The 23,257-nt window shown below is 44.2% G+C and carries 24 protein-coding genes, 1 tRNA gene and 1 other annotated feature; of the genes, 20 read left to right on the top strand and 5 right to left on the bottom strand.

Annotation, left to right across the window (positions count from 1 at the left end; all coding sequences use genetic code 11):
• Positions 1-24: 24 nt before the first annotated feature.
• The 6 genes from D7Y06_RS08875 to amrS are packed head-to-tail and all read left to right on the top strand — an operon-like array spanning position 25 to position 5,120.
• Entirely contained in the window at positions 25-738 is a 714-nt protein-coding gene (locus D7Y06_RS08875) for a lantibiotic protection ABC transporter ATP-binding protein (protein ID WP_120407450.1), read from the top strand.
• Positions 731-1,462 carry a lantibiotic immunity ABC transporter MutE/EpiE family permease subunit gene (locus tag D7Y06_RS08870; RefSeq protein ID WP_120407474.1) on the top strand — a complete coding sequence of 244 codons (732 nt, stop codon included), beginning with the start codon at positions 731-733 and terminating at the stop codon, positions 1,460-1,462. Before D7Y06_RS08875 ends, D7Y06_RS08870 begins: the two co-directional genes overlap by 8 nt.
• A gap of 1 nt (position 1,463) precedes the next feature.
• A complete protein-coding gene (locus D7Y06_RS08865) occupies positions 1,464-2,207 on the top strand; it encodes a lantibiotic immunity ABC transporter MutG family permease subunit (RefSeq protein ID WP_120407449.1) in 744 nt (247 codons plus the stop codon).
• A gap of 9 nt (positions 2,208-2,216) precedes the next feature.
• Positions 2,217-2,888, top strand: coding sequence for a response regulator transcription factor (locus D7Y06_RS08860; RefSeq protein ID WP_120407448.1), 672 nt, complete (start codon positions 2,217-2,219; stop codon positions 2,886-2,888).
• Between the two features lie 11 nt (positions 2,889-2,899).
• On the top strand, positions 2,900-4,240 hold the full coding sequence (locus D7Y06_RS08855; protein ID WP_120407473.1) for a sensor histidine kinase: 1,341 nt from the start codon (positions 2,900-2,902) through the stop codon (positions 4,238-4,240).
• Positions 4,241-4,283: 43 nt separating this feature from the next.
• On the top strand, positions 4,284-5,120 hold the full coding sequence (gene amrS / locus D7Y06_RS08850) for an AmmeMemoRadiSam system radical SAM enzyme (protein WP_120407447.1): 837 nt from the start codon (positions 4,284-4,286) through the stop codon (positions 5,118-5,120).
• Positions 5,121-5,180: 60 nt separating this feature from the next.
• Here amrS and D7Y06_RS08845 read toward each other — a convergent pair whose 3' ends face one another.
• The 4 genes from D7Y06_RS08845 to D7Y06_RS08830 all read right to left on the bottom strand — a co-directional run bounded on the left by D7Y06_RS08845 (position 5,181) and on the right by D7Y06_RS08830 (position 9,397).
• Positions 5,181-7,169, bottom strand: coding sequence for an ABC transporter permease (locus D7Y06_RS08845; RefSeq protein WP_120407446.1), 1,989 nt, complete (start codon positions 7,167-7,169; stop codon positions 5,181-5,183).
• Positions 7,166-7,849 (bottom strand): ABC transporter ATP-binding protein, encoded by a 684-nt coding sequence (locus tag D7Y06_RS08840; RefSeq protein ID WP_120407445.1) that lies wholly within the window; start codon positions 7,847-7,849, stop codon positions 7,166-7,168. The genes D7Y06_RS08845 and D7Y06_RS08840 overlap by 4 nt, the downstream gene beginning before the upstream one ends.
• A 74-nt stretch (positions 7,850-7,923) precedes the next feature.
• Complete coding sequence (locus D7Y06_RS08835) at positions 7,924-8,748, bottom strand: sensor histidine kinase (protein WP_120407444.1); 825 nt, start codon at positions 8,746-8,748, stop codon at positions 7,924-7,926.
• Positions 8,735-9,397, bottom strand: coding sequence for a response regulator transcription factor (locus D7Y06_RS08830; protein WP_243119186.1), 663 nt, complete (start codon positions 9,395-9,397; stop codon positions 8,735-8,737). The genes D7Y06_RS08835 and D7Y06_RS08830 overlap by 14 nt, the downstream gene beginning before the upstream one ends.
• Before the next feature lie 205 nt (positions 9,398-9,602).
• Here D7Y06_RS08830 and D7Y06_RS08825 point away from each other — a divergent pair, with 205 nt between their 5' ends.
• The 11 genes from D7Y06_RS08825 to D7Y06_RS08775 all read left to right on the top strand — a co-directional run bounded on the left by D7Y06_RS08825 (position 9,603) and on the right by D7Y06_RS08775 (position 20,076).
• Positions 9,603-10,109 carry a hypothetical protein gene (locus tag D7Y06_RS08825; protein ID WP_120407443.1) on the top strand — a complete coding sequence of 169 codons (507 nt, stop codon included), beginning with the start codon at positions 9,603-9,605 and terminating at the stop codon, positions 10,107-10,109.
• A gap of 94 nt (positions 10,110-10,203) precedes the next feature.
• On the top strand, positions 10,204-11,571 hold the full coding sequence (locus D7Y06_RS08820) for an MATE family efflux transporter (protein ID WP_120407442.1): 1,368 nt from the start codon (positions 10,204-10,206) through the stop codon (positions 11,569-11,571).
• Complete coding sequence (locus D7Y06_RS08815; RefSeq protein ID WP_120407441.1) at positions 11,568-12,668, top strand: tetratricopeptide repeat protein; 1,101 nt, start codon at positions 11,568-11,570, stop codon at positions 12,666-12,668. Before D7Y06_RS08820 ends, D7Y06_RS08815 begins: the two co-directional genes overlap by 4 nt.
• A 10-nt stretch (positions 12,669-12,678) precedes the next feature.
• Complete coding sequence (gene hflX, locus D7Y06_RS08810; RefSeq protein ID WP_120407440.1) at positions 12,679-13,926, top strand: GTPase HflX; 1,248 nt, start codon at positions 12,679-12,681, stop codon at positions 13,924-13,926.
• Between the two features lie 78 nt (positions 13,927-14,004).
• The gene (locus D7Y06_RS08805) at positions 14,005-14,262 is read left to right on the top strand and encodes a hypothetical protein (protein WP_120407439.1); all 258 of its coding nucleotides are present in this window, start codon (positions 14,005-14,007) and stop codon (positions 14,260-14,262) included.
• The gene (locus D7Y06_RS08800; RefSeq protein ID WP_120407438.1) at positions 14,246-14,665 is read left to right on the top strand and encodes a type II toxin-antitoxin system VapC family toxin; all 420 of its coding nucleotides are present in this window, start codon (positions 14,246-14,248) and stop codon (positions 14,663-14,665) included. Before D7Y06_RS08805 ends, D7Y06_RS08800 begins: the two co-directional genes overlap by 17 nt.
• A 1-nt stretch (position 14,666) precedes the next feature.
• A complete protein-coding gene (locus tag D7Y06_RS08795) occupies positions 14,667-15,350 on the top strand; it encodes a response regulator transcription factor (RefSeq protein WP_120407437.1) in 684 nt (227 codons plus the stop codon).
• Entirely contained in the window at positions 15,347-16,357 is a 1,011-nt protein-coding gene (locus D7Y06_RS08790) for a sensor histidine kinase (RefSeq protein WP_120407436.1), read from the top strand. Before D7Y06_RS08795 ends, D7Y06_RS08790 begins: the two co-directional genes overlap by 4 nt.
• 93 nt (positions 16,358-16,450) lie before the next feature.
• On the top strand, positions 16,451-17,215 hold the full coding sequence (locus D7Y06_RS08785; protein ID WP_120407435.1) for an ABC transporter ATP-binding protein: 765 nt from the start codon (positions 16,451-16,453) through the stop codon (positions 17,213-17,215).
• On the top strand, positions 17,212-19,311 hold the full coding sequence (locus D7Y06_RS08780) for an FtsX-like permease family protein (RefSeq protein ID WP_120407434.1): 2,100 nt from the start codon (positions 17,212-17,214) through the stop codon (positions 19,309-19,311). The genes D7Y06_RS08785 and D7Y06_RS08780 overlap by 4 nt, the downstream gene beginning before the upstream one ends.
• 138 nt (positions 19,312-19,449) lie before the next feature.
• Positions 19,450-20,076, top strand: a complete 627-nt coding sequence (locus D7Y06_RS08775) for an SH3 domain-containing protein (protein ID WP_120407433.1) — start codon at positions 19,450-19,452, stop codon at positions 20,074-20,076.
• Between the two features lie 62 nt (positions 20,077-20,138).
• Here D7Y06_RS08775 and D7Y06_RS08770 read toward each other — a convergent pair whose 3' ends face one another.
• A complete protein-coding gene (locus D7Y06_RS08770) occupies positions 20,139-21,800 on the bottom strand; it encodes a 2-isopropylmalate synthase (RefSeq protein ID WP_120407432.1) in 1,662 nt (553 codons plus the stop codon).
• Positions 21,801-21,899: 99 nt separating this feature from the next.
• Positions 21,900-22,175, bottom strand: a binding site (T-box leader).
• A gap of 135 nt (positions 22,176-22,310) precedes the next feature.
• On the opposite strand from D7Y06_RS08770, the gene D7Y06_RS08765 reads away from it, so the two are divergent.
• The 3 genes from D7Y06_RS08765 to D7Y06_RS08760 all read left to right on the top strand — a co-directional run bounded on the left by D7Y06_RS08765 (position 22,311) and on the right by D7Y06_RS08760 (position 23,198).
• Positions 22,311-22,392, top strand: a tRNA-Leu gene (locus D7Y06_RS08765).
• A gap of 89 nt (positions 22,393-22,481) precedes the next feature.
• The gene (locus D7Y06_RS25910) at positions 22,482-22,643 is read left to right on the top strand and encodes a hypothetical protein (RefSeq protein ID WP_158591325.1); all 162 of its coding nucleotides are present in this window, start codon (positions 22,482-22,484) and stop codon (positions 22,641-22,643) included.
• Positions 22,644-22,739: 96 nt separating this feature from the next.
• Positions 22,740-23,198, top strand: a complete 459-nt coding sequence (locus D7Y06_RS08760) for a PAS domain-containing protein (RefSeq protein ID WP_120407431.1) — start codon at positions 22,740-22,742, stop codon at positions 23,196-23,198.
• Positions 23,199-23,257 lie beyond the last annotated feature (59 nt).

Genomic DNA, 23,257 nt, shown 5'->3' with positions numbered 1-23,257 from the left:
AACTAGAAAGAAGGGATGATAAGTATGGAGATGATGCTTCAAACTGCAGAACTCTGCAAGTCATTTAAGAAACAGAAGGCGGTAAATAAAGTCTCACTCAATATAGTAAAGGGGAAAGTCTATGGGCTGCTTGGGCCAAACGGAGCTGGAAAGTCTACGATTTTAAAAATGGTTACCGGTATTTTAAAGCCTGATGAAGGGGAGATTTACTTTAATGGAAAACCATGGAGCAGAGATATGTTGTCGGAGATTGGGGCACTGATTGAACATCCGCCGATTTATGAAAATTTATCTGCAAGGGAAAATCTGAAAGTCAGATCGTTACTGCTTGGGACGGATGAAAAAAGGATAGATGAGGTATTACAAATTGTCTCCCTTGGAAATACAGGGAAAAAGAAAGCAGGGCAGTTTTCTTTGGGGATGAAACAGAGACTTGGCATTGCCGTGGCATTATTGGGAGAACCGCAGCTTTTAATATTAGATGAGCCTATGAATGGGTTAGACCCAATGGGAATAGAAGAACTTCGGGAACTGATACGTTCCTTTTCGGCACAGGGAATTACGGTCATACTTTCCAGCCACATTTTATCGGAAGTACAGTTAGTAGCAGATTATGTGGGTATTATTTCAAGTGGTATTTTAGGATACGAAGGTCCCTTTAAACAGGGGCAGAATCTGGAAGAACTCTTTATGGATGTTGTGAGAAAAAATAAAAAGGCTGGTGAAATTTGTGATTAATATTGTGAAGGCGGAATATCAGAAAACAAGAAAGTCCATGGGCAGGGTATTTATCTGGGGATTTCCCATGGTTACATTTGCTTTGGCATTTGTGCTTACATTAGGAATGACAAATGCATATGCAGAGAGTGTATGGAACTGGTGGTATACACTGCTGCTGCCCGGAATGCTTGCCATTATCTGTTATCTTTCTGTGATGCAGGAGAAAAAAACAGGCTACTATAATTTGATGACACTTTCTGCAGGCAAAAGAAAATTGATGCTGGGTAAAATTATCTATATGGGATGTGTGATTCTGGCGTCAAATTGTATCATATTTTTAGGCGCTTGTTTAGGAGGATTTCTACTCACAACTTGTGTTCCTTTCGGCGGGGCAATGATTGCAGTATTCGTACTTACGATTGCACAGTTGTGGGAGATACCATTATTTTTATTTTTCAGTGAACGATTTGGAATGATTGCGGAAGTACTGATTTCCCTGTTTCTTACGGTGGGCGGTACAATCCTTGCACCAACAGGAAAATGGTATTTGTCGGCGTCATCGATTCCTATGCGGATTCTCTGCCCGCTTCTTTACATATTGCCCAATGGAATCAGGGCGGAAGCCGGCAATTCACTATTGGATACGGGGGTAGTCCTTCCGGGCATTTGTTTATCTTTTATATGGTTTGTTTTTGCTGTGATTCTTTTTTTAAATTGGTTTGACAAGAGAGAGGTGAAATAGAATGTTTAGAAAGAATCTTCATGCAGATCTGTTAAAAATGAAAGGGATTCCGATTCTATTTGCCCATGTTCTGATTCCGGTTTTAACCTGCGGGTTGTTTTTCCTGTATTATTCTTTTTCTGTATGGAATGAGAATACAAAAATAATTGCATTCTATCAGACAATTGGAGCAGGATTTCCGGTTCTCATTGGAATATTTACCGCAAGTATCATGGAGCAGGAACAAAATGCCGGAGGGTGTCAGAATCTGCTTACCTTACAAAAAAAGACGGCGGCATTTCTGTCAAAGGTTTTGCTTCTGCTTATATTTAGTCTGTTTTCAATCATATTGACTACAGTACTGTTTTGGTTTGCTTTTTCTAAAATCCTTGGGGGAAGTACAGTGAGCATAGGAATATATATGATGGCCGCCTTTCTCATGTGGTGCAGCAGTATCCCCCTTTATATATGGCAGACGGTTTTTGCCTTTCGGTTTGGAAAAGGAGTGTCCATTGGGGCGGGAATTGTTTCCGGACTTGTCTGTGCACTGATGCTTACGAACCTTGGAATATTTATCTGGAAGTACATACCTGTTTCCTGGACCGGAAGAATACCGTACATGTATTTAAAGACTGCTTTGGGGGAATCCGGTGCAATAAATGAAATGGAGCCTGTAATGCCAATATATTGTATCTTTACGGTGATTAGTATGGTATATTATCTCTGGTGGGCCTTTCACTGGACAGGAAATAAAGTATCGGAATAGAGGGAAAATATGGCGAAAATATTAGTGGTGGATGATGATGCGGCAATCCTTGATTTGGTAGGGAATGTTTTGAATAAAGATGGGCATTTCGTTACTAAAGTGAGCAACCCGCTAAAAATCAATATGGAAAAAGTTACTAATTATGATTTGATTTTGCTGGATATTATGATGCCCGGAATAGACGGATTTTCTTTGTGTTTAAAAATCAGGGAACTTGTAGACTGTCCCATTTTGTTTCTCACAGCAAAGACGGAAGAAAGCAGTTTAGTAAATGGATTGTCTCTGGGAGCAGATGATTATATCTGTAAGCCATTTGGGGTTATGGAACTCCGTGCAAGAATTGCTGCGCATCTTAGACGGGAACATCGGGAGCATTCTGTCAGAATGGTTCTTGGGCGTGTCTGCTTTCACTTATCTTTAAAGCAGATGACGGTTGACAATAAGGAAATTCCCCTCACAAAGACGGAGTATGAAATTTGTGAGTTTCTTGCCAGAAACTGCGGGCAGATTTTTTCAAAAGAGCAGATTTTGGAGCAGGTATTTGGATTTGACAGCGAGAGTAATGACAATACAATTACAACCCATATCAAAAATATTAGGTTAAAGTTTTCAGACTATAATTGTATGCCCATAAAAACAGTTTGGGGGATTGGATATAAATGGGAAAAAGAAGAACATTGAGCAGAATCTTTATGAGATATGTACTGGTTATGCTTTTGGCACTGTTCACTTTGGGGGTATGCACAATTTTTATATTTAACGTTCTTGTAAACACAGGCCGTATTTATCCGGCGAATTACGCAGAACGGAAAATTAATGAGGCATATGATTTGATTCAGGAGGCGGATGAAGTGACGGAGGATATGATACCGCCGCTTTGCCGCTATGTGATTTTTTCTTTGGAAGGTGAGAAACTTAAGGGAAATATGTCGGAAAACTCCCTTGAAATTGCCTGGAATGCGGCAAATCAGGGGGCTGTATCAGGAAGGTATTTTTATAAAGTTATTTACCGTCCGAAGGAGTATGTTGTCCTGCAGTACAGACTGACCCCAATGTATCGGTCGGCGTTTTTGAGGGAACATTTCATAGAGCCGCAGAATCTCATGACAATTATGGTTGTTCTGTGTGGAATGGCAATTATTTTACTGCCTTCCATGTTTTTTGGAAAAAAGATGAAGGAAAAAATTCAGCCGGTAATGAAAGCGGCAGAGAAAATTAAGAATCAGGATTTAGAATATGAGGTATCTTACTGCGGAGTGAAAGAGATTGATGACTGCCTTTTGTCAATCAATGAGATGAGAATTGCTTTGAAAGATTCTCTGGAACGGCAATGGCAGACAGAGCAGGATAAAAACAGACAAATGTCTGCGTTGGCCCATGACATAAAAACACCCCTTACTGTCGTAAGAGGTAATGCAGAGCTGCTTTCTGAGACAGACCTGACAGAAGAACAGAAAAATTATATGGAATACGTGATAAGCAGTGCATCCCAGATACAGAATTATGTACAGACATTGATAGAAGTAACCCAATCTGTAGATGGTTATCAATATAATGTTAAAAAAGTAAGGACAGCAGATCTCCTTGAGGATATCAGGAAACAGACTCTGGGCTTAGCAGAGGTTTACCGCTTAAAAATTAACTGGAAAGAGAAGTGGGACAGCAAAACAGTATATATTGTTTATGACCAGATAGTAAGAGCTGTTATGAATATTATAATAAATGCGGCAGAATACACTGTGGAAGGCGGTACGATTCATATTTCTATGGAAGAACAGGATGGGAAGCTGACATTTACGGTGGAAGACATGGGCAGCGGCTTTACCAAAGAAGCATTGCTGCACGGAACAGAACAGTTTTTTATGGATGATGCAAGCAGAAGCGGCGGAAGGCATTATGGCATTGGCCTGTTTTCTGCAGAAACAATAGCCAAATGGCATGGCGGAAGGGTATTGCTTGCAAATTCGGAAGAAACCGGCGGGGCAAAAGTGGAGATTTTTTTCTGTTGTCAGAAGGGGGTTTTACGGATATAATAAAGGCAGGATAAGTTGCTGAATGAACAGGAGATGATTTCTGATGAAAACAATTTGCCAGGTATGTATGCATCACTGTGCACTGGAGCCTGGACAGACGGGGCTGTGCGGGGCAAGGAAAAACGAAGACGGAGAAATTATCTGCAAAAATTACGGCTGGATTACTGCCTTGGTGCCTGATCCCATTGAAAAGAAGCCTCTGCGCGATTATTATCCAGGAAGTATGGTCTTGTCTGTGGGAAGCTATGGCTGCAACCTCAGATGCCCTTTCTGCCAGAATCACAAGATTTCCATGATGGACAAAGGAGAGATTAATGTGAGGGATGTCTCTCCCGGACAGCTTGCGGAAATAGCGCTAACGTGGAAAAGACAGAAAGAGACAGGGAATATTGGCGTAGCTTATACTTATAACGAGCCTCTGGTGGGCTGGGAGTTTGTCCGTGATACGGCCCGGCTGGTGAGAGAATACGGCATGCTTAATGTTCTTGTGACCAACGGTACTGCTTCGCAGCAAGTGCTTGAGGAACTGCTGCCCTGGATAGATGCCATGAATATTGACCTGAAAGGCTTTCGTGAGGAGTATTATCGGAAGCTTGGGGGAGATCTGGAGACGGTGAAAGCTTTTATTGCGAGGGCGGCGGAAAGCTGCCATGTGGAACTGACTACGCTGATTGTACCTGGAGAAAACGATTCTCCTGAGGATATGGAGGCGCAGGCCAAATGGATTTCCAGTTTATGTCCGTCAATTCCTCTCCATATCACCCGCTTTTTTCCACAGTACCGCATGAAGGACAGAGAAGCCACGGATGTGGAGCATCTTTTCCGCCTTGCCAAGACGGCTGGGAAGTATCTGGAAAATGTGTATGTTGGGAACGTGTGATGGACGAAGTTAAATTGCCTGTGTCATTTCTATGCACACAGGCAATTTTTCCAGTCCATTTTAAATTCTGATCGTCTCTATAATATTCTGCTTTTTCAGTGCCCTTGCCGAAATGCGCACCGTTCCCCACATGACAAGTAAGGACAGGATAAGGGTGATAGCAATGGCCGCCCATGGCATGTGAAAAGAAATGGGAAACAACATTTTCACACAGCGGGCCATAAGGAATACGATACACATACCGACTGGAAGACCGAAAATCAGCGCCTTTCCCCCGCAGAGCACGCTTTCTATGCTAAGCATTTTCTGTACGGATTCAGAGGACATTCCCACACTCTGCAAAACGGCAAGCTCCCTGGCCCTTAATTTTATCTGGAAGCTGACAGTGCTTATGACGTTCAGTACGCCAATTAGTCCTAAGAGAAAGACAAAGGCATAGAGGAAAAAAGCCGCAAGGATAATTGCGATATTCATTATTTTTACAAAGTCCTGTGCGCCATATACTCTGCTTGTGTATCCTGCTTCCTCATAGTCCATGCCATTTTGGGGGAAATAGCTTTCCAGGACGGCCCTGGCATATTCCATAAAGCCTTCCTCATCCTCCGGGGATGCCATCCAGTTATATCCTCGCAGGGAGATTCCCTCAGAAGGGACAATAAGCCGGATGGGATTTGTATTTGGATACATAAGTTCCTTTGGGATTTCCGAAACTGTCAGCACGCCGTCAATATTTATATTATCCAGGCTGCCGTCCGCTTTTTCCAGTTTCAGAGTGGATGCTGTCATTGACAAAGGAGGAATATGCCGTTCTGTTCCCTTATCGTTATATTTATAATCGTTAAGCAGGATAGTTCCGCCGTAATCTGTTCCTGCCTGTGCGCATACTTCCCTGTAATGTTTATCATCCAGAATAATTCTCTCCACGTCCAAAATAATTTCCGGCTTTTCACCGGATTGCCGGGACAGGACCTTCTGCATATCTTCTGTTAAATCCTGGGGGGTAAGAATAGCAGCGTAGGTGGAATAATCCTGCCCGCTTCCGTAGATGTCTGTGTCCTGGTAACCTTTCAGTTTTTCCGTAATCTCTTCCGCTGTTTGTGCATCAATGGGATAAGCGCATTCCTGCTGCCTCCGCCCGGTTTTGGGATGAATGGTATTTTTAAATTTGGCTGTGTAATCCGCAACTACGGTACATCCATGATCCTGATAGATATAATTTTGTATTCCCTCTGCAATTTCCTTTAACCCGCTCATAGTGACAAACAGCATGATGCTGATGGAAAGGGCGGTAACCGCTGAATGCATCTGTTTACGGTTGGAGGACACGTTTTTTTTGGCCAGCTGATATTCAATATTTCTTTTTGCATCAATCCTAATTTTCGTGCGCTTATATCCCGATGTGTCTGTTTCGCCTCCAAACCGCAGACAGTCCAGGGCTGAAATGCCCATGGCCTTCCTGGCAGGGAGCATAGCTGCAAACAGAACCGTTCCCAGGGAAATGATAAGGGAAATTATCAGGGCAGCAGGAGAAAAAACAAAGGAGAGATGAAAATTAACCTGCTTCATCATAGAGCGCACCAGGACATTCAGGTCTTCGATATAAAGGTTTACAACCCCGATACCGGCAAAGCTTAAGAGATATCCCAATAAAATACCAAGAGGAATGGCCCCGGTGCACAGCAGGATACACTCATACATTATAGTTTTATATATTTGGTTTTTGGTGGCCCCCACGCATTTTAAAGTGCCGAACTGTGAAATCCGTTCATTTGCACTCATGCGGAATGCATTGGAGATAACGATAATGGACATGGCAATAATAAGAGCTGCCAAAAATACGGCGGGAATGAGCAAAGTAAAAGCGTAGGCATTGCCATACAGGCCGTAGTCACTGCCCAGAAAGCCGGAGAGCATGGTATTGCCGCTTGCTGCAAAATTAACCACTGCCGTAAGCAATGCGGCGGACAGGGTGATTGCTGCAGCCGTAATTATGGTTCTGCTCTTTTTTCTTTTTAACTGATGGAAAGCAAAGGAACACAAGATATTCATACACGCATCACCTCATCTCTTATCATCCGCCCGTCACTGATGGTTATGATTCTGTCCGCCTGCAATGCGATATTTTCATCGTGGGTAATCAAAATCAGGGTCTGGTTTGCTTTTCGGTTGGCGGAGAGGAGAAGTTCCATAATTTCCCTGCCCGCCTTGCTGTCCAGATTTCCGGTGGGTTCATCGGCTAAAATAAAAGCCGGGTCGTTTATGAGGGCTCTGCCCACGGACACCCTCTGCTGCTGGCCGCCGGAAAGTTCCCCAGGCAGATGATCCCTGCGGTGTGACAATCCTGTCATTTCCACAATCTTTGATAATTTCTGTTCATCCGGCTTACGGTTGTCCAATAGACAGGGGAGCATAATATTTTCGTCTACGGTGAGGTTGGGAATTAAATTATAAAACTGGTAGACAATGCCGATATTTCTCCGGCGGAAAATTGCCAGGGCGCTTTCACTCATGGCAAAAATTTCCTTGCCGTCAACAATCACATCCCCTGAGGTGGGCCGGTCTATTCCGCCGATTAAATTCATAAGGGTAGATTTCCCTGAGCCCGATGCCCCTACAATGGCCACAAATTCCCCTTTTTTTACCTGAAAACTCACATGGTCTAAGGCAGTCACCTGGGTATCGCCGCTCCCGTACATCTTTGTCAGATCCTTTACTTCTAAAATTTCCATAGGATACCTCTTTTCTCATAAAATATTTCATATCTTATTTCATACTATAAGTAAGTAAAGTGACTCCCAGGTGACTATTTATAAAATTTCATAAAAAATGTTGCACCGCTTCCATGTCCCCCGGGGGAAACCGCTATATCACCGTTTTGACCCCGCATGATGGAAAGGGCAAGAGGAAGCCCAATTCCGTAGCCGTTTTCCTTTCCGGAACTTTCAAATCTGCGGAACAGTCGGGCAATTTGCTCCTTTTTAAGACCTTCCCCGGTATCCGTAATGGATATCCAGTGGTAGAGAGGATTTTCGCCGCAGTCTACAAGGATTTCGCTGTTTTCCACGGAAAAATCCGAGGCATTTTTTAAAAGATTAATCAAAGCCTCCCCAGTCCACTTTTTGTCACAATATAATGATAAGTCGTTTTTCAGACATATGGTCTGGTTTCGGATATCCAGTATAATTTCCACGGACTTTAGAGCTTCACCTAAGAGAAGGCTCACAGGTATTTCTTCTCTATGGAAATTTGTTACGGAGGAATCAAGCTTAGCCATTTTTAAGAGAGCGGTAACTAACCACTCCATATGGCGGATTTCCTTTTTTATGCTCTGAAGAAATTCCTGCTTTGTCTTTTCGGGAGCGTCAGCCATTAACTCTGTCATAAGAAGTATAGACGAAATGGGGGTTTTTAACTGGTGGGAGATATCCGATAAATATTCAGCTAAATGTTCTTTTTCTTCTGCCAGAACATTTTTTTGCTCCTGCCCGGAATGAGTTAATGTATAAATATCGTTTTTTAAAATACTAAAGGCGCCTTCCTTATTATTCCGGGGGTCAAAAGGCTGTCCGTCAAGGGCCCTGCGAATCCCTTCCGATAAGGATAAAAGTTCTTTTTTACGAATCCACACGATATCCAATCCCCCTGACTGTTGTAATACTTACCCCATCCCCCAGTTTTTCACGGAGGCGTTTCACATATACAGTGAGTGTGTTGTCCTCAACAAAATTGCCGCTGATATCCCATATGCGTTCCAGAATCTGTTCCCTTTTTAAAAGAACAGATTTATTTTGTGCAAATATCAGCAAAAGCCGGTACTCCAAAGCCGTCAGAGGGATGAACTGTTTATTTATAAAGACCTTTCCTGCAGAAACGTCAATGACCGCCTCTCCGATATTTAGTATATCGCCGTTTTCTTTTTCTTCATTCAGGGCTTTTTTTATCCGTGCTAGAAGTTCCCGCATCCGAAAAGGTTTGGTCATGTAATCTTTGGCGCCGTCCTCCAAGGATTTTACAATTTCATCCTCATCGTCCACGATGGTTAAATATATAATTGGAGTGTTGCAAGGCTTTAGCTGCAGGGCAATCTCTTTGCCGGAGCCGTCGGGAAGCTGCATATCTAAAAGTGCAAGGTCAAAATGAAATTCGGCGGCTTTTTTCAAGGCGTCGGCAGCATTTCTGCAATGGGTGGCGCAATATCCCTCTTTTTCCAGGGCATAGGTAAGCCCGGCGGACAGGGAAACATCGTCTTCCACCACTAAAATATTTTTCATTTTCATAGGAATCACCGCCTTTGGGAGAAAATTATAAAGTTATTATAGCTGTGCCGTTACGGAATGTCAAAGGGGCTGAATCTGCTCATCTTTACTGAAGTGAAATTTTTAGTTCTGAAAAATTCCAGAGGCACTGATTGACTTATAGAAAGACTTATAGTATATTTAATAGAAATGCATTACAGTACGAACGGAGAGGAGAGAAAATTCCATGTTTTTAATTGGTTTATCGATGCTGCTGTTTTCAATTTGTTCAGTTGTTTTTTGTGTGATACCTTTGTTTTTGACAGGAACTCTCTCTAAAGATATTATCGCTTATTTAATGCCCTTTTTTGCAGTTTTGTTTATCATTGGGGCAGTGGGGATTGCCCTTATGGCAGTGGGGCTTTGTGTGAAGCGGAAAATAAAGCGGACCACGGTAAAGGTGGCGTGTTCACAGATAGAAGAAACACAGCGTAAAGTATCAGAGTTTCTTAGGAAAAAAGGCTATAAAAGCATAACAGAACATGGGGAAAATGTCTGGAAATGCGGTGTAGGCTTTTTGACGGCGATGAAATACATAAAGATTGAATTTGAGAAAAATAATACCATGTTTGTTTCCGGATGGGTTCGGGTGATAGGCGGGAACGAGCAGGATTTATCAGGAACTTTTGTTTGTGTGGTTCCCAAAAAACAGGTGATGAGAGACCTTACAGAATTACAATCTTGTGTATGTTAATTTCCAAAATAAGACAGACGGAGATGCTTTTTAGGCTCTCCGTCTTTGTTTTTTCTACAGTAACATTGGTTTTAGATTCATATAAGGAGTTTTTATGAAAGCAGAAAGCAGAGCATTTTACCGTTCTTTAGCAGCTTTAGTAATTCCCATTACCATTCAGAATTTCATAACAAACGCAGTGAATTCTGCGGATGTTTTAATGCTGGGATATGTGGGGCAGACGGAACTTTCGGCAGTTTCCCTGGCAAATCAGTTCCAGTTTCTCTTGTCGGGGTTATTTTTTGGGATTTCCTCGGGAGTTACCATGCTCTCCTCCCAGTACTGGGGGAAAAAAGATACGGATTCCATCCAGTCGGTTATGGGAATTGCCATAAAAATTGCCCTGGTGATTACCACAATGATTGCCCTTGGTGCAATTTTTATCCCGGAAATACTCATGAGAATTTATACAGGGGATGATACTTTAATATCCATTGGCGCTGGGTATTTAAGGGTGATCGGAATATCCTATGTGATGATGAGTTTTTCCCAGGTATACCTGTGCGCTTTAAGGAGCATGGAACGGGCACAAATCAGTACATTGATAAGCGCTATTGCTTTAGGCCTTAATGTGGTGTTAAATGCAGTGTTTATTTTCGGGCTTTTGGGAGCGCCGAAACTTGGAGTGATTGGCGTTGCATTGGCCACTGTGATTGCCAGGACGGTGGAAATATTTTTGTGTCTGATAGACGCACTTCGGGGAAAGACATTTCGGATTCAGTTGAATGTAATGTTTGGCAGGAATAAACTTTTATTCCAGGACTTTTTAAAGTATTCCATTCCCGCATTGATAAACGACTGTGCCTGGACAGTGGCCTTTTCCATGTACTCTGTGATTATGGGACATATGAATGGGGATATGGTGGCCGCCAGTTCCGTGGTGACCACAGTGCGGGATTTGTGTACGATTTTATGTTTTGCCCTGGGTGCAGGGGCATCTGTGCTTTTGGGAATTGAAATCGGAGAGGGGCGTCTTGAGGATGCCAGAAAGGACGCTTCCAGGGCATGCCATGTCACACTTTTGGTGGGGATTGTAACCGGTCTTGTTGTGATAAGCCTGCGCCCTATTGTATTTTCCTGTTTTTCCCTTACGGACAGGGCCCAGGATTACCTGGGGGTTATGCTTTGGATTAGCGGGTACTATGTGATTGGACAGGCTATGAATACTTTGATTATAGCCGGGATTTTCCGGGCAGGAGGAGACTCCAGGTTTGGAATGATATGTGATATTATTGTGATGTGGTGTATCAGTGTGCCCTTGGGATTTTTAAGCGCATTTGTGTGGAAACTGCCCCCTATGGTGGTGTACTTTATCTTATGTCTGGATGAATTTTGGAAAATTCCGGTGGTGTATAAGCATTATATGAGTTACGGGTGGCTTAAAGATATTACAAGGCCCAAGGAAGGAGTAGTGGAAAAATGAGAGGGAAAAAAAGATATATGCTGGCAGGGACTTTGTTTTGTATGGGACTTGCCCTGGCAAATGGCTGCAGTACAAGTGAGGAGCGGCTGGAAAAAGAGGAGGCGTACCGGCAAATCGGGTTAAACGCCATGGAGGAAGGAGATTATGAGGAGGCGGAAGAAGCCTTTAACAATGCTTTGGATGAGGCAAGGGGATTAGGGGCCAATGAGGTGGATATCTGCTATTATAAAGCAGCGGCCCAGTTTGCATCGGGAAGCCTTACCGGGGCTATTGAGACATATGACGCACTCCTTGAGTACGACAAAAAAAATGCGGATGCATGGTTTTTGCGGGGATGCGTATACTTAAAGAATAACGAGAGCGATAAGGCAAAAGAAGATTTTGACAAAGCGATTCAATATGCTTCCGACGACGAGATGTATCTCCATATTTATAACAGTCTGGAAGGAGCCGGTTATACAGATGAGGCGGAAAAATATCTTGCCCAGGCCCTTGAGAAAAGGGCCGGGAGAACTGCCAGGAATTATACGGTAAAGGGGCAGATTTATCTTTTAAAGGAGGATCTGCCCTCAGCCGAAGAGCAGCTTTTAAAAGCTGTGGACAAAGGGGATGTGGAGGGGAACCTCTATCTTGCCCAGGTGTACCAGAGACAGGGAAAAACAGAGGAAGCTGAAGCATGTATCGGGGCTTATATTGAGGAGTACCCGGAAAGCAGCGTGGCCTACAATGAAAAAGGGTTAAAGGAGATGGAGCAGGGGAATTATGACAAGGCTTTGGAACTTTTTAACCAGGGATTAAACCAGCAGAAAGTGACAAATGCCCAGGAGCTGCGCAGCAACCAGATAGCGGCTTACGAGTACAGCGGGGATTATGACAGCGCAAAGGAGGCTATGGAAAGCTACCTAAAGGATTACCCTGAGGATGAGGCGGCAAAGCGGGAATATCTGTTTTTGGGGAAAAACCGGCAGGAGACAGAGACAGAAAGTGAACCGGAAACGGAAAATGTGCCGGAGACGGAACAGGGGACAGAAGCTTTGCAGGGGACAGAGATAAAAACGGAGCAGGAAACGGAGTCAGAACAGAAATCAGAGCAGTAGCAGGAGGCTTATGAAAGATTTTACCAGGATAGAAAAGCAGCGGGAAAAAGTAATTTTAGTGGGAGTCAGTGAACAGGAGGGGGATGACGCTAAGGATTCCCTGGAGGAACTCTCTGAACTTGCGGAGACGGCGGGAGCCGACACCGTAGGTATGCTGATTCAAAACAGGGAGGGCATCCATCCCGGCACTTATGTGGGAAAAGGGAAAGTGGAGGAAGTAAAGGAGCTTATTTTTGAAACGGGGGCTACAGGGATTGTGTGTGATGATGAGTTATCCCCGGCCCAGTTGAAAAATCTCTCTGAAATTTTAGATGTAAAAATTATGGACAGAACCCTTTTGATTTTGGATATTTTCGCCCTGCATTCCTTTACCAGGGAGGGAAAAATCCAGGTAGAGCTTGCCCAGTTAAAATACCGCCTAAGCCGTCTTACGGGCCTGGGCAAATCCATGTCCCGCTTAGGGGGAGGGATTGGAACCAGGGGGCCGGGAGAGAAAAAACTTGAGGTGGACAGACGGCTGATTGGCAAGCGTATTTCCCAGCTGAAACGGGAGTTAGAAGAGGTGACAAGGCATCGGGAGATTACAAGGGGCAGCAGGGTGAAAAAGGGATTTCCGGTGGCTGCCATAGTGGGCTATACCAATGCGGGGAAATCCACCCTTTTAAACGCTATGACAAACGGAGATGTGCTGGAGGCGGATATGCTTTTTGCCACATTAGACCCTACCACCAGGCTTTTGGAGCTGTCCGGAAAACAGCAGATACTTTTGACAGATACGGTGGGATTTATCCGTAAACTTCCCCACCACTTAATTGAGGCATTTCAAAGTACTTTAGAGGAGGCAAAGTATGCAGACTACATTATCCATGTGGTGGATGCAGCAAACCCTCAGGCGGAAAAGCAGATGCATATTGTATATGAGACTTTGCGGAATCTGGGAATCGAAAACAAGAAAATCCTCACCCTTTTTAACAAACAGGATCTGCGCCGGGATTTAGAGCCCCTTCATGATTTTACCGCAGACAAGGCCATAAATATTTCCGCCAAATTCGGACAGGGCTTAGAGGAAGTAAAGGCGGTGTTGGAGGAATTTCTCCGGGAGGATAAGATTCTTGTGGAGCGGGTATTTCCCTATGACAAAGCAGGTATGATACAGCTTATCCGCAGCAAAGGGGAGCTTTTGGAGGAGGAGTACCGGCCGGAGGGGATATATGTAAAGGCATATGTGCCCGGGGACGTGTATGGAAAGTTAGATTGAATATATCATAATCATTGATTTTAGTTCTGCCGGGAGTATAATATATGTAAGAAAGACAAAGGAAAGGCGGTGCTTTTTATGTCGGTATTGCAGGAGCAGGCAGTGCAGATGATACGTGGTTTATCAGATGATAATGTGAGTTTTTTGATTGAAGTGATACAAAGGCTTATGCCTCAGAAATCACATGCAAAAGATTTTGATAATTCTGAGGGTATGCGGGCATTTGCCGATTTGGAAAAAGCAAGGAACGAAATCTGCCAGTATTTGCCGGAAGATTTTGACCCGGACAGAGAGTTAGAGGAGGCACGAAAAGAACGCTATGATCGTATTGATTGATACGAATGTGATTATTGATTTTCTTATAAAAAGGGAACCCTATGAGAAAGCGGCTTCGGAGATTATGAGAAAATGTGCGGGAAAAGAAATTCAGGGATATATAGCGTTTCACTCCATTCCTAATCTGTGGTATATATTACGGAGGGTGCCGGAGGAAAAACGTCGTGAGTGGATGTTAAACATCTGTAGTTTTATACAGGTGGCAGGAGTGGGTCATGAGGAAGTTGTTAAGGCTATAAAAATGAGAGAATTTAAAGATTTTGAAGATTGTCTCCAGGATCGATGTGCAGGCAGTGTGGGAGCCAGGTATATTATTACACGAAATACAGATGATTTTGCCAATTCCCAGGTGCCGGCAGTCCTTCCCGGCAGATTTTTAGAAATTCTGGAGGGCAGAGTATAAGATGTACCGCATTTTTATGGTGGAGGACGATAAGGGAATCCTAGACGAAGTAAAGGCAAAGGGAGCGAAATGGGAACTTAAAATTTACGGCGTAAAAAACTTTCGGAAAATACCGGAGGAGTTTGCCGAGACAGAGCCTCACTTAGTGCTGATGGATATCGGCCTTCCTGTTTTTGACGGATATTACTGGTGCAGGGAAATCCGTAAACTTTCCAATGTCCCCATAATTTTCCTCTCCTCCGCCTCTGACAATATGAACATGATTATGGCCATGAATATGGGGGGCGATGATTTTGTGGCAAAGCCCTTTGACATGGACGTATTGATAGCAAAGATACAGGCCCTTTTGCGCCGTAGTTACGATTTTGCCCAGGTTATGCCTGTCTTAGAGCATAAAGGGGCGTTTCTTAAGGTGGAAAACAGTACCTTAAATTACCAGGATTCGGTTATAGAACTCACCAAAAACGAAAACAGGATTTTGTCCCTTTTGATGGAAAACAAGGGAAGGATTGTGAGCAGAGAGCGTCTCATGGACGCTTTGTGGGAGTCGGACTGTTACATAGATGACAATACCCTGACGGTAAACATTGGCAGGCTTAGGAAAAAGCTGGAGGAAAACGGACTGAAAGATTTTATTTTAACAAAGTTTGGGGCAGGATATTACATGGAGGAGGAGAGAAAATGACCTTTGCCGGGCGCTATCTTAAGGATCATCTGTCTGTTATTTTTATGGAGTGTTTGTTTGTGTTTATATTTGCCGTTGTATTTTTTTTGTACCATCTCCCGCTGGCTGCAGTTTTTTACCCGTCCCTGCTCTGTTTTCTGGCAGGGACAGCTTTTCTGGGGCAGGGTTTGTACCGGGCATACGAAAGACATAAAAGGCTGGTTCATTTTCAGTCCCTTGGGGGGGCAGAGGTGCGGGAGGTTTTGGAAAAGGATTTTCAGGGGAAAGGAACTGTTTTAGAGAAAGATTACCAGAGCATCATTGAAAATCTGTGGGGGGAAATGCAAAGGAGGGAGGATGAAACCGCCGCCGCATACCGGGAGATGAAAGACTATTTTACCGTCTGGGTGCATCAGATAAAAACGCCAATCGCCTCCATACGCCTTTCTTTAACCGGGGAGGATACTGTGCTTTCCAGGAAAATGGCATCGGATATTCTGCACATGGAACAGTATGTGGACATGGTTTTAACCTACTTTAAAACGGGGGACCATTCTTCCGATTATGTGTTTTCCCATGTGAATCTGGATGATGTTATCCGGGAAAATATAAGAAAGCTCCGGGGGGATTTTATTATAAAAAAGCTTGCCCTTATTTATGAACCTTTAGAGGAGACGGTGGTTTCCGATGAAAAGTGGCTTTCCTTTGTAATTGAGCAGGTTTTATCCAATGCCTTAAAATATACCCAGGAAGGCTCTGTGACAATCTATTTGGAAAAGCCGGGGATTCTCTGTATCAGGGATACAGGCATAGGCATTGCCAAAGAGGAGCTTCCAAGAATTTTTGAAAAGGGATTTACCGGTGAAAAGGGCAGGGAGGATAAGCGGGCGACAGGCCTGGGGCTTTATCTCTGCAGACAGATTTGTGAGAGAATCGGGGCAAAGATATGGGCGGATTCCAAGGTAGAGCAGGGGACTGCCGTTAAAATTGATTTCAGGGGCGGAAAAGAAATTGTTACAAAAATGTAAGAAGTGAGAGAGAAATGTAAGGAGATTCCATGGAATGCATTTCTCTCTTTTTATTATAATGATGTCACAAAAAAGAAACAGGAGGCATCTATTATGAGTATTTTGGAAGTAAAATCCTTGAAAAAAGTTTATACCACCCGGTTTGGGGCAAATCAGGTAACGGCTCTTCGGGATGTGAATTTTTCCGTGGAAAAAGGGGAGTACGTGGCTATTATGGGAGAGTCCGGGTCAGGGAAAACGACGCTGTTAAATATTCTTGCGGCGCTGGATAAACCCACAGGGGGAACGGTACTGTTAAACGGGAAAAATCTTGCTGCGATTTCCGAAAATCACATTGCAGGATTCCGCAGGGATAATCTGGGTTTTGTGTTCCAGGATTTTAATCTGCTTGACACTTTTACCCTGGAGGATAATATTTATCTTCCCCTGGTGTTAGCAGGTATGGCCCACAAAGAAATGTACCGGAGGATTCTGCCTATTGCAGCCATGCTTGGGATAAAAGACCTTTTGCAGAAATATCCCTATGAGGTTTCCGGGGGACAAAAGCAGAGGGCCGCCGTGGCAAGGGCTCTTATTACAAACCCCCACCTGATACTGGCGGATGAGCCTACGGGAGCCCTTGACTCCCGTTCCTCCGATGAGCTTTTGCGGCTTTTTGCCGCTGTGAATGAGTCGGGGCAGACCATACTTATGGTGACACATTCCACGGCGGCGGCAAGCCGGGCAAACCGGGTGCTGTTTATCAAGGACGGGGAAGTGTTTCATCAGATTTACCGGGGGGAGGACAGTGATGAAAAGCTGTATGAGAAAATATCAGATACCCTTACGGTGCTTATGACGGGAGGTGAGAAGAGATGAAAAAAGGTTTTTACCCAAAGCTTGCATGGACGGGGATGAAAAAGAATAAGCAGCTTTACTATCCCTATTTACTGGCAGGCGCCGCTATGGCAATGGTGTTTTATATTTTCAGTTTCCTGGGGGAATCTCAGGTGGTAAAAAGCCTGCCGGGGAAAGAAGTCCTGCCTCTCTTGTTTCACTACGGTGCATGGGCGGTGGGGCTGTTTTCCGTCCCCTTTCTCTTTTATGCAAATGCTTCTCTGATTAAAAAGAGAAAAAGGGAGCTGGGGCTTTATAATATCCTTGGGATGAATAAAAAGAACATTTTTTTCGTCCTGTTTTGGGAGGCTGTGATAACCTACGGCATTGCAGTATTCGGAGGGATTTTTGCAGGAATTATCTTTTCAAAAATTGCGGAGCTTGGCCTTGTAAATATTATGGATAAAGAGGTAAATTACCGCATTTATGTGGAGTGGAAGTCCGTTCTTTATTCCCTGGGTATGTTTGCGGTAGTTTTTATTTTGATACTTATTTCCATGATGTACCAGATAAGGAAAAATAATCCCATAGAGCTTCTGCACAGTGAATCCGCCGGGGAGCGCCCGCCAAAAAGACGGTTTCTTCCCACAGTTTTAAGCCTGGTGTTCCTTATGATTGGTTATGCCTTTGCGGCTGGGATAAAAGCCCCCATATCCTTCCTGAAATTATTTTTGGCGGGAGGGAGCATTACCATCGGTTCATTTTTACTGTTTATGTGTGCTTCCGTGTACCTCTGCAAAGTCCTGCAGAACAACAAAAAGTATTACTATAAGACCTCCCATTTTGTCACCGTATCCACCATGTCTTTCCGCATGAGGCGCAACGGGGCAAGTCTGGCGGCAATCTGCGTGCTGGTGACCTTTATCCTTGTGTCCCTGACATTTTCCGTGTCCTTCTATAAGGGTTCCGTGGACGTGGTAGACAGCCATTATCCCAATGATATGGGAATCAGGCTGGAAATTCCCGGGGAAAGGATTGAAGAGGAAATTGCAGACAAGGCCTGCACAAAAGAATATTGGCTTGGAATAGAAAAAGTCCTGGCGGAAAAGAATGTTTCCGGTTTGGATGCAGTGCAGTATTATTCCGCCAATATGCTGGCCGTTATCCGAAAAGGCTGTCTGGATTTTGGCATAGACATGCGTGACACATGGTTTACGCCGGGAGGTTACAGCGAATGGGAGAGGGGGGAGGATAAGATTGTAAATGTGCGGGTGATTGATTTAGACACCTACAATAAAATCTGCAAGGCAAACCTTACCCTAAAGGAGGAGGAGGTTTTTGCGGCGTCCCGGGAGGTAAGGTATTCCTACGGCGGGGTGCGGTTAAAAAACGGGAAAGAAGTTAAGGTAAAAAGTGTGGAGAGAAAGATTCCGGGCATGGCGGAGGCAAGGATTGTGGGGGATTCTATGGATGCCCATGGATGTGAAGAAATGTTTCTTGTGGTGCCTGATTTAAACAGTTTTATGGGGAAGGACATTGAGCGCTTTTCCAGGGAAAATTATCTGAATTACCAGTGGGAGTGCGGGATTTCCATGGAGAAAAATGAGGCCGCACAGCAGGCTGTATATGAGGCAGTACAAAAAAGCATGGACCAGGTATGCAAAGCTTTGGAAAGCCCATATGACTTGGAGGATATCTGTTACTGGAAAGTGGCCAAGGGGGAGCGGTTTTATGCCCTGGCGGGGGGCCTTTTGTTCCTTGCGGTTATTTTGAATATTCTCTTTGTCTTTGTGACGGCGCTTATTATGTATTACAAACAGATGTCGGAGGGGTATGAGGATGTGAGGCGTTTTGAAATTATGGGAAAAATCGGCATGACGGCGGAGGAGATAAAAAACAGTATCCGTTCCCAGGTGTTTACCGTGTTTTTACTGCCTTTTTTTGTGGCAGGCATTCACATGGCTTTTACTTATAATATTCCCTACCGGATGCTTAGGATGGCGGTGATAGATGATAAAGGGCTGGTTTTAAAAGTTATGTGGGTTTGCTATTTTGTTTTTGGGGTGGTATACTCTTTCGTTTATGGAATCACCTCCCGGGTGTACTACAACATTGTAAAGAATCCGGCGGGAAAATAGGGAAAACAAAATATTTTAGAAAGAAATTATGAAGGATTCCTTAATATCTTTTCCGGTATATTGACAACATCCGGAGAAAGGCGTACACTTGTTCTGTAAGAAATTACCAATTTTAAAGAAAGGCAGGAGAAAGAAAACATGAGAAGAGAGAAATGCAGCAAGAAAATGATTTGCCAGGTAATTGCTTTGTGCCTTATGGTGTGTACCTTGATTTTGCCCACACCTGTTTCGGCTAATGTGATTCAGGGACAGACGCAGACAGGGGTAGGCCAGGTACAAGGATTAAGAGCAGGCATATGCAAGGCCAACAGCATTAATATCCGCTGGGAGCAGGTACAGGGGGCATCAGGGTATCAGATTTACCGCAGTGAAGCCCGGAACGGAAAGTATGTAAGGCTCAGGAATATAGGGCCCGGAGGTTATGCTTTTTTAAACAACAAAAATGTTTCTATGGGAACGGAATATTTTTATAAAGTGAGGGCTTTTAAAAATACTTCCAAGGGAAGGGTATACGGAAAGTATTCCAAAATTTTAAGGGTGAATTCCCTTCAGACCCGAAGCATAAAAGTACGGGCAAAATTTAATGTAAATGTCCGGAAATATGCGGGAACCAGTTATGACAGGTTAATTACGGTACCCAAGGGAACAAAAATGACAGTGCTGTGTACTTCCAAGGACAAAGCAGGGGCAAAGTGGTATCGTGTGAAAGTAAGTCTTAACAAGAAAAGTTATAAAGGATATGTGAGAAGTGATTTGGTGAGATAAACCAATTCCAAAAAAGGTTTGTACAGAAGTTTGTACAAACCTTTTTTGTCTCAGTGTGATTTTTACTGAAGTAAATCCGTTCTGTTTATTGCTGCAATTAAAGCGTTGACAGAGGCTTTGATAATGTCTTCGTCCATGCCGATGCCCCAGTGAAGCTTTTCGTGGACAGTGATGCCCACATAGGCCAGGGCCCTTGAGGAGGAGCCTTTGGACAGGGAGTGCTCTGTGTACTCCGTGAGCTCGTAGCTGAAGCCGAAATATTTTTTGATGGCTTTGCTTATGGAGTCTAACCGCCCGTTTCCGTTGCTGGTTACGGTGGAAGTGTCGTCTTTGTAGGAGATGGTAACTTCCGCTTCAATGCCGTTGTTCTGTTTAAAGTGATATTCCGGTATATGGAAGGCAAAATCTACATCCCGGTAAGTTGCCTTGAAAATGTCGTAAATCCGCTCCGGGGTCAGCTCGCTGTGCTCTTTGTCGGAAACGTTTTTTACAATATACCCGAATTCTTCTTTCATCCGGTCGGGAAGGTTGATGCCGTAAGCCTGTTTTAACACATAGCTTACACCGCCTTTCCCGGACTGGCTGTTGATGCGGATCACATCGGAATCGTAGGTGCGTCCCACATCCTTGGGGTCAATGGGAAGGTAGGGCACCGTCCAGTACGGGTCTTCCCCGGACTCATGGCATGCCATTCCTTTGGAAATTGCATCCTGGTGTGAGCCGGAAAATGCGGTAAACACCAAATCACCTGCATAGGGCTGGCGCATGGATACTTCCATGTTGGTAAGCCTTTCATAAGTCTCCCGCAGGTGTTTCATATCGTGGAAGTTAAGTTTGGGGTCTACCCCGTGGGAGTACAGATTCATGCCCAATGTGACAATATCCACATTTCCTGTGCGCTCCCCGTTGCCAAACAAGGTTCCCTCAATGCGGTCTGCACCTGCCAAAAGGCCCAGCTCCGCATCGCAGATGCCGCTTCCCCTGTCATTGTGGGGGTGCAGGGAGATAATCACGCTTTCTCTGTATTTTAAGTGTTTGTGGAAATATTCTATCTGGCTGGCAAACACATGGGGCATGGAGTGCTGCACCGTGGAGGGCAGGTTGATAATGGCCTTTCTCTCCGGGGTGGGCTGCCATACGTCCAAAACCGCATTGCAGACTTCTAAGGCGTATTCCGGCTCCGTGCCGGTAAAGCTCTCCGGGGAATACTCAAAAGAAATATTTCCCTTTTCATTTTTTGCCAGGTCGTACACCAGCTTTGCCCCGTCCACGGCGATTTGTTTGATTTCCTCTTTGGATTTTTTAAATACCTGTTCCCTTTGGGCCACGGAGGTGGAATTGTAAACATGTACGATTACGTTGGGGGCGCCGTCAATGGCCTCGAAGGTTTTTTTGATAATGTGCTCCCTTGCCTGGGTTAAAACCTGTACGGTGACATCCTCAGGTATCATGCCCCTTTCAATAATAGTGCGCAGGAACTGGTACTCCGTCTCCGAAGCGGCGGGGAATCCCACCTCAATATGTTTAAACCCCATGTCCACAAGCATCTGGTAGAAGGTGACTTTTTCCTCTAAGTTCATGGGTTCAATCAAAGCCTGATTGCCGTCCCGAAGGTCTACGGAACACCAGATAGGGGCTTTATCCACCGCATCTTTTTTTACCCAGTCGAAAGAGTTTTCCGGGGGCATAAAATACATTTTTTTGTACTTCTCAAATCCTTTCATATCATATCCTCACTTTCTGTTTACCTTTGCCGGGGGTGTTTGGGCCCGGCATATTCATATGAAGCTGTCCTGTCACAAAAAAAAGCCCTGCGCCTCAATTTTAGAGACGTAAGACATTTTACGCGGTACCACTCTAATTCATGTTAAATCATGCACTCATCCGGTACGGGAACAGATTCCTTATACCTTTCCCCTGATAACGGTGGGATTTCCGTCTGCATCTACTCTCGAAAGTAAGCCGTTTTTAAAATGGCCTTTATGATTTCAAGCAGCGGCTCCAAGGTGAGTTCTCTGTGTATCCTCCGCTGTCTCGCAGCACCCGGCAGCTCTCTGATGTCAGATAAGACAGATACTATTCCTTTTCTTCGCCTTTGTAAGCCACATCATATCATATTTGGCGGGGGATGTAAAGAGGGAAAATCAGTTTGGGTTTGATTCTTTCCGGTAACATAAAATCGTCTTTTTTGCTTGACAGATCAGGAAAAAAAATATAATATGGTAAGAGCTTAAGCGGATGTGATGGAATTGGCAGACATGCAAGATTTAGGTTCTTGTGCCGCAAGGCGTAGGGGTTCAAGTCCCCTCATCCGCATCAAAAAAGTTCTTAACTCCGGCTTTTTAGCAATGAGTATTCTTCATAACACAACCTCAAATAAATTTTCCCAATATCATGAACTCGAAATGTCCGATGAAGATGTTGGCAGATTTTTAAAATCTATGTCACCAGAAGACTTTATGAGAGATATTGAGGCAGCAGAGAAACAGTATGTTTCAGGTGAATATAGCAGCGCAGAAGAGGAATTTGATGAATTGGAACAAAGTTATGAAGATCTTTTTCAGTAATTCCCTCACGAAAATCCTATAGAAATCCCCATGATTATGTATTACAATTATCCATATAGGCAATAGTAAGTACAGGCAAAAAGGTATGGTGATGAAATGAGCGATATTTTCAACAACGAACTGTTTGAAGCTTTCGCTTCGGCATCGGATAATGTCTTCATTTATGTGTGCGATATGAAGACAAATATTTCCCGGTGGTCTAAGGCTTCCGTGGAATATTTCGGTTTGTCAGGGGAATATCTGGAGGATGCCGCCACTATCTGGGAACAGCATATCCACCCGGACGACAGGGCGTTATATAACGAGGATATCTCAGGAGTGTTCTCAGGGACAAAGCCCCGGCACGAGTGCCAGTACAGGGCAAGAAACCGTATGGGAGAGTATGTGTGGGTAGAGTGCAAGGGAAGCGTTATCTGGGATGATGCGGGAAATCCCATTATATTTGCAGGGCTTATGACAAGGCTGGACGGACAGAATAAGTATGATTCCCTTACAGGGCTTTTAACCACCTATGAACTCCATCACTGCAAATTCTCCCAGGGCAGGGGAATCTAAGTATTTCTGCATCTGCCGGGGCACTGCTGTTTCCAAAGAATGCAGATTCCAGGGAGGGG

The organism is Roseburia sp. 1XD42-69 (genome assembly GCF_003612565.1).
Lineage (GTDB): Bacteria > Bacillota > Clostridia > Lachnospirales > Lachnospiraceae > Roseburia_B.
The sequence above is the reverse complement of the archived record's forward strand: the minus strand, read 5'-3'. Positions and strand labels throughout refer to the sequence as shown.

Excerpts from the sequence above, each read along its gene's own strand:
- D7Y06_RS08875 (WP_120407450.1), top strand. The coding sequence starts at position 25 with ATGGAGATGATGCTTCAAACTGCAGAACTCTGCAAGTCATTTAAGAAA.
- D7Y06_RS08865 (WP_120407449.1), top strand. The coding sequence starts at position 1,464 with ATGTTTAGAAAGAATCTTCATGCAGATCTGTTAAAAATGAAAGGGATT.
- D7Y06_RS08860 (WP_120407448.1), top strand. The coding sequence starts at position 2,217 with ATGGCGAAAATATTAGTGGTGGATGATGATGCGGCAATCCTTGATTTG.
- D7Y06_RS08855 (WP_120407473.1), top strand. The coding sequence starts at position 2,900 with ATGAGATATGTACTGGTTATGCTTTTGGCACTGTTCACTTTGGGGGTA.
- amrS (WP_120407447.1), top strand. The coding sequence starts at position 4,284 with ATGAAAACAATTTGCCAGGTATGTATGCATCACTGTGCACTGGAGCCT.
- D7Y06_RS08845 (WP_120407446.1), bottom strand. The coding sequence starts at position 7,169 with ATGAATATCTTGTGTTCCTTTGCTTTCCATCAGTTAAAAAGAAAAAAG.
- D7Y06_RS08840 (WP_120407445.1), bottom strand. The coding sequence starts at position 7,849 with ATGGAAATTTTAGAAGTAAAGGATCTGACAAAGATGTACGGGAGCGGC.
- D7Y06_RS08830 (WP_243119186.1), bottom strand. The coding sequence starts at position 9,397 with ATGAAAATGAAAAATATTTTAGTGGTGGAAGACGATGTTTCCCTGTCC.
- D7Y06_RS08825 (WP_120407443.1), top strand. The coding sequence starts at position 9,603 with ATGTTTTTAATTGGTTTATCGATGCTGCTGTTTTCAATTTGTTCAGTT.
- D7Y06_RS08820 (WP_120407442.1), top strand. The coding sequence starts at position 10,204 with ATGAAAGCAGAAAGCAGAGCATTTTACCGTTCTTTAGCAGCTTTAGTA.
- D7Y06_RS08815 (WP_120407441.1), top strand. The coding sequence starts at position 11,568 with ATGAGAGGGAAAAAAAGATATATGCTGGCAGGGACTTTGTTTTGTATG.
- hflX (WP_120407440.1), top strand. The coding sequence starts at position 12,679 with ATGAAAGATTTTACCAGGATAGAAAAGCAGCGGGAAAAAGTAATTTTA.
- D7Y06_RS08805 (WP_120407439.1), top strand. The coding sequence starts at position 14,005 with ATGTCGGTATTGCAGGAGCAGGCAGTGCAGATGATACGTGGTTTATCA.
- D7Y06_RS08800 (WP_120407438.1), top strand. The coding sequence starts at position 14,246 with ATGATCGTATTGATTGATACGAATGTGATTATTGATTTTCTTATAAAA.
- D7Y06_RS08795 (WP_120407437.1), top strand. The coding sequence starts at position 14,667 with ATGTACCGCATTTTTATGGTGGAGGACGATAAGGGAATCCTAGACGAA.
- D7Y06_RS08790 (WP_120407436.1), top strand. The coding sequence starts at position 15,347 with ATGACCTTTGCCGGGCGCTATCTTAAGGATCATCTGTCTGTTATTTTT.
- D7Y06_RS08785 (WP_120407435.1), top strand. The coding sequence starts at position 16,451 with ATGAGTATTTTGGAAGTAAAATCCTTGAAAAAAGTTTATACCACCCGG.
- D7Y06_RS08780 (WP_120407434.1), top strand. The coding sequence starts at position 17,212 with ATGAAAAAAGGTTTTTACCCAAAGCTTGCATGGACGGGGATGAAAAAG.
- D7Y06_RS08775 (WP_120407433.1), top strand. The coding sequence starts at position 19,450 with ATGAGAAGAGAGAAATGCAGCAAGAAAATGATTTGCCAGGTAATTGCT.
- D7Y06_RS08770 (WP_120407432.1), bottom strand. The coding sequence starts at position 21,800 with ATGAAAGGATTTGAGAAGTACAAAAAAATGTATTTTATGCCCCCGGAA.
- D7Y06_RS25910 (WP_158591325.1), top strand. The coding sequence starts at position 22,482 with ATGTCCGATGAAGATGTTGGCAGATTTTTAAAATCTATGTCACCAGAA.
- D7Y06_RS08760 (WP_120407431.1), top strand. The coding sequence starts at position 22,740 with ATGAGCGATATTTTCAACAACGAACTGTTTGAAGCTTTCGCTTCGGCA.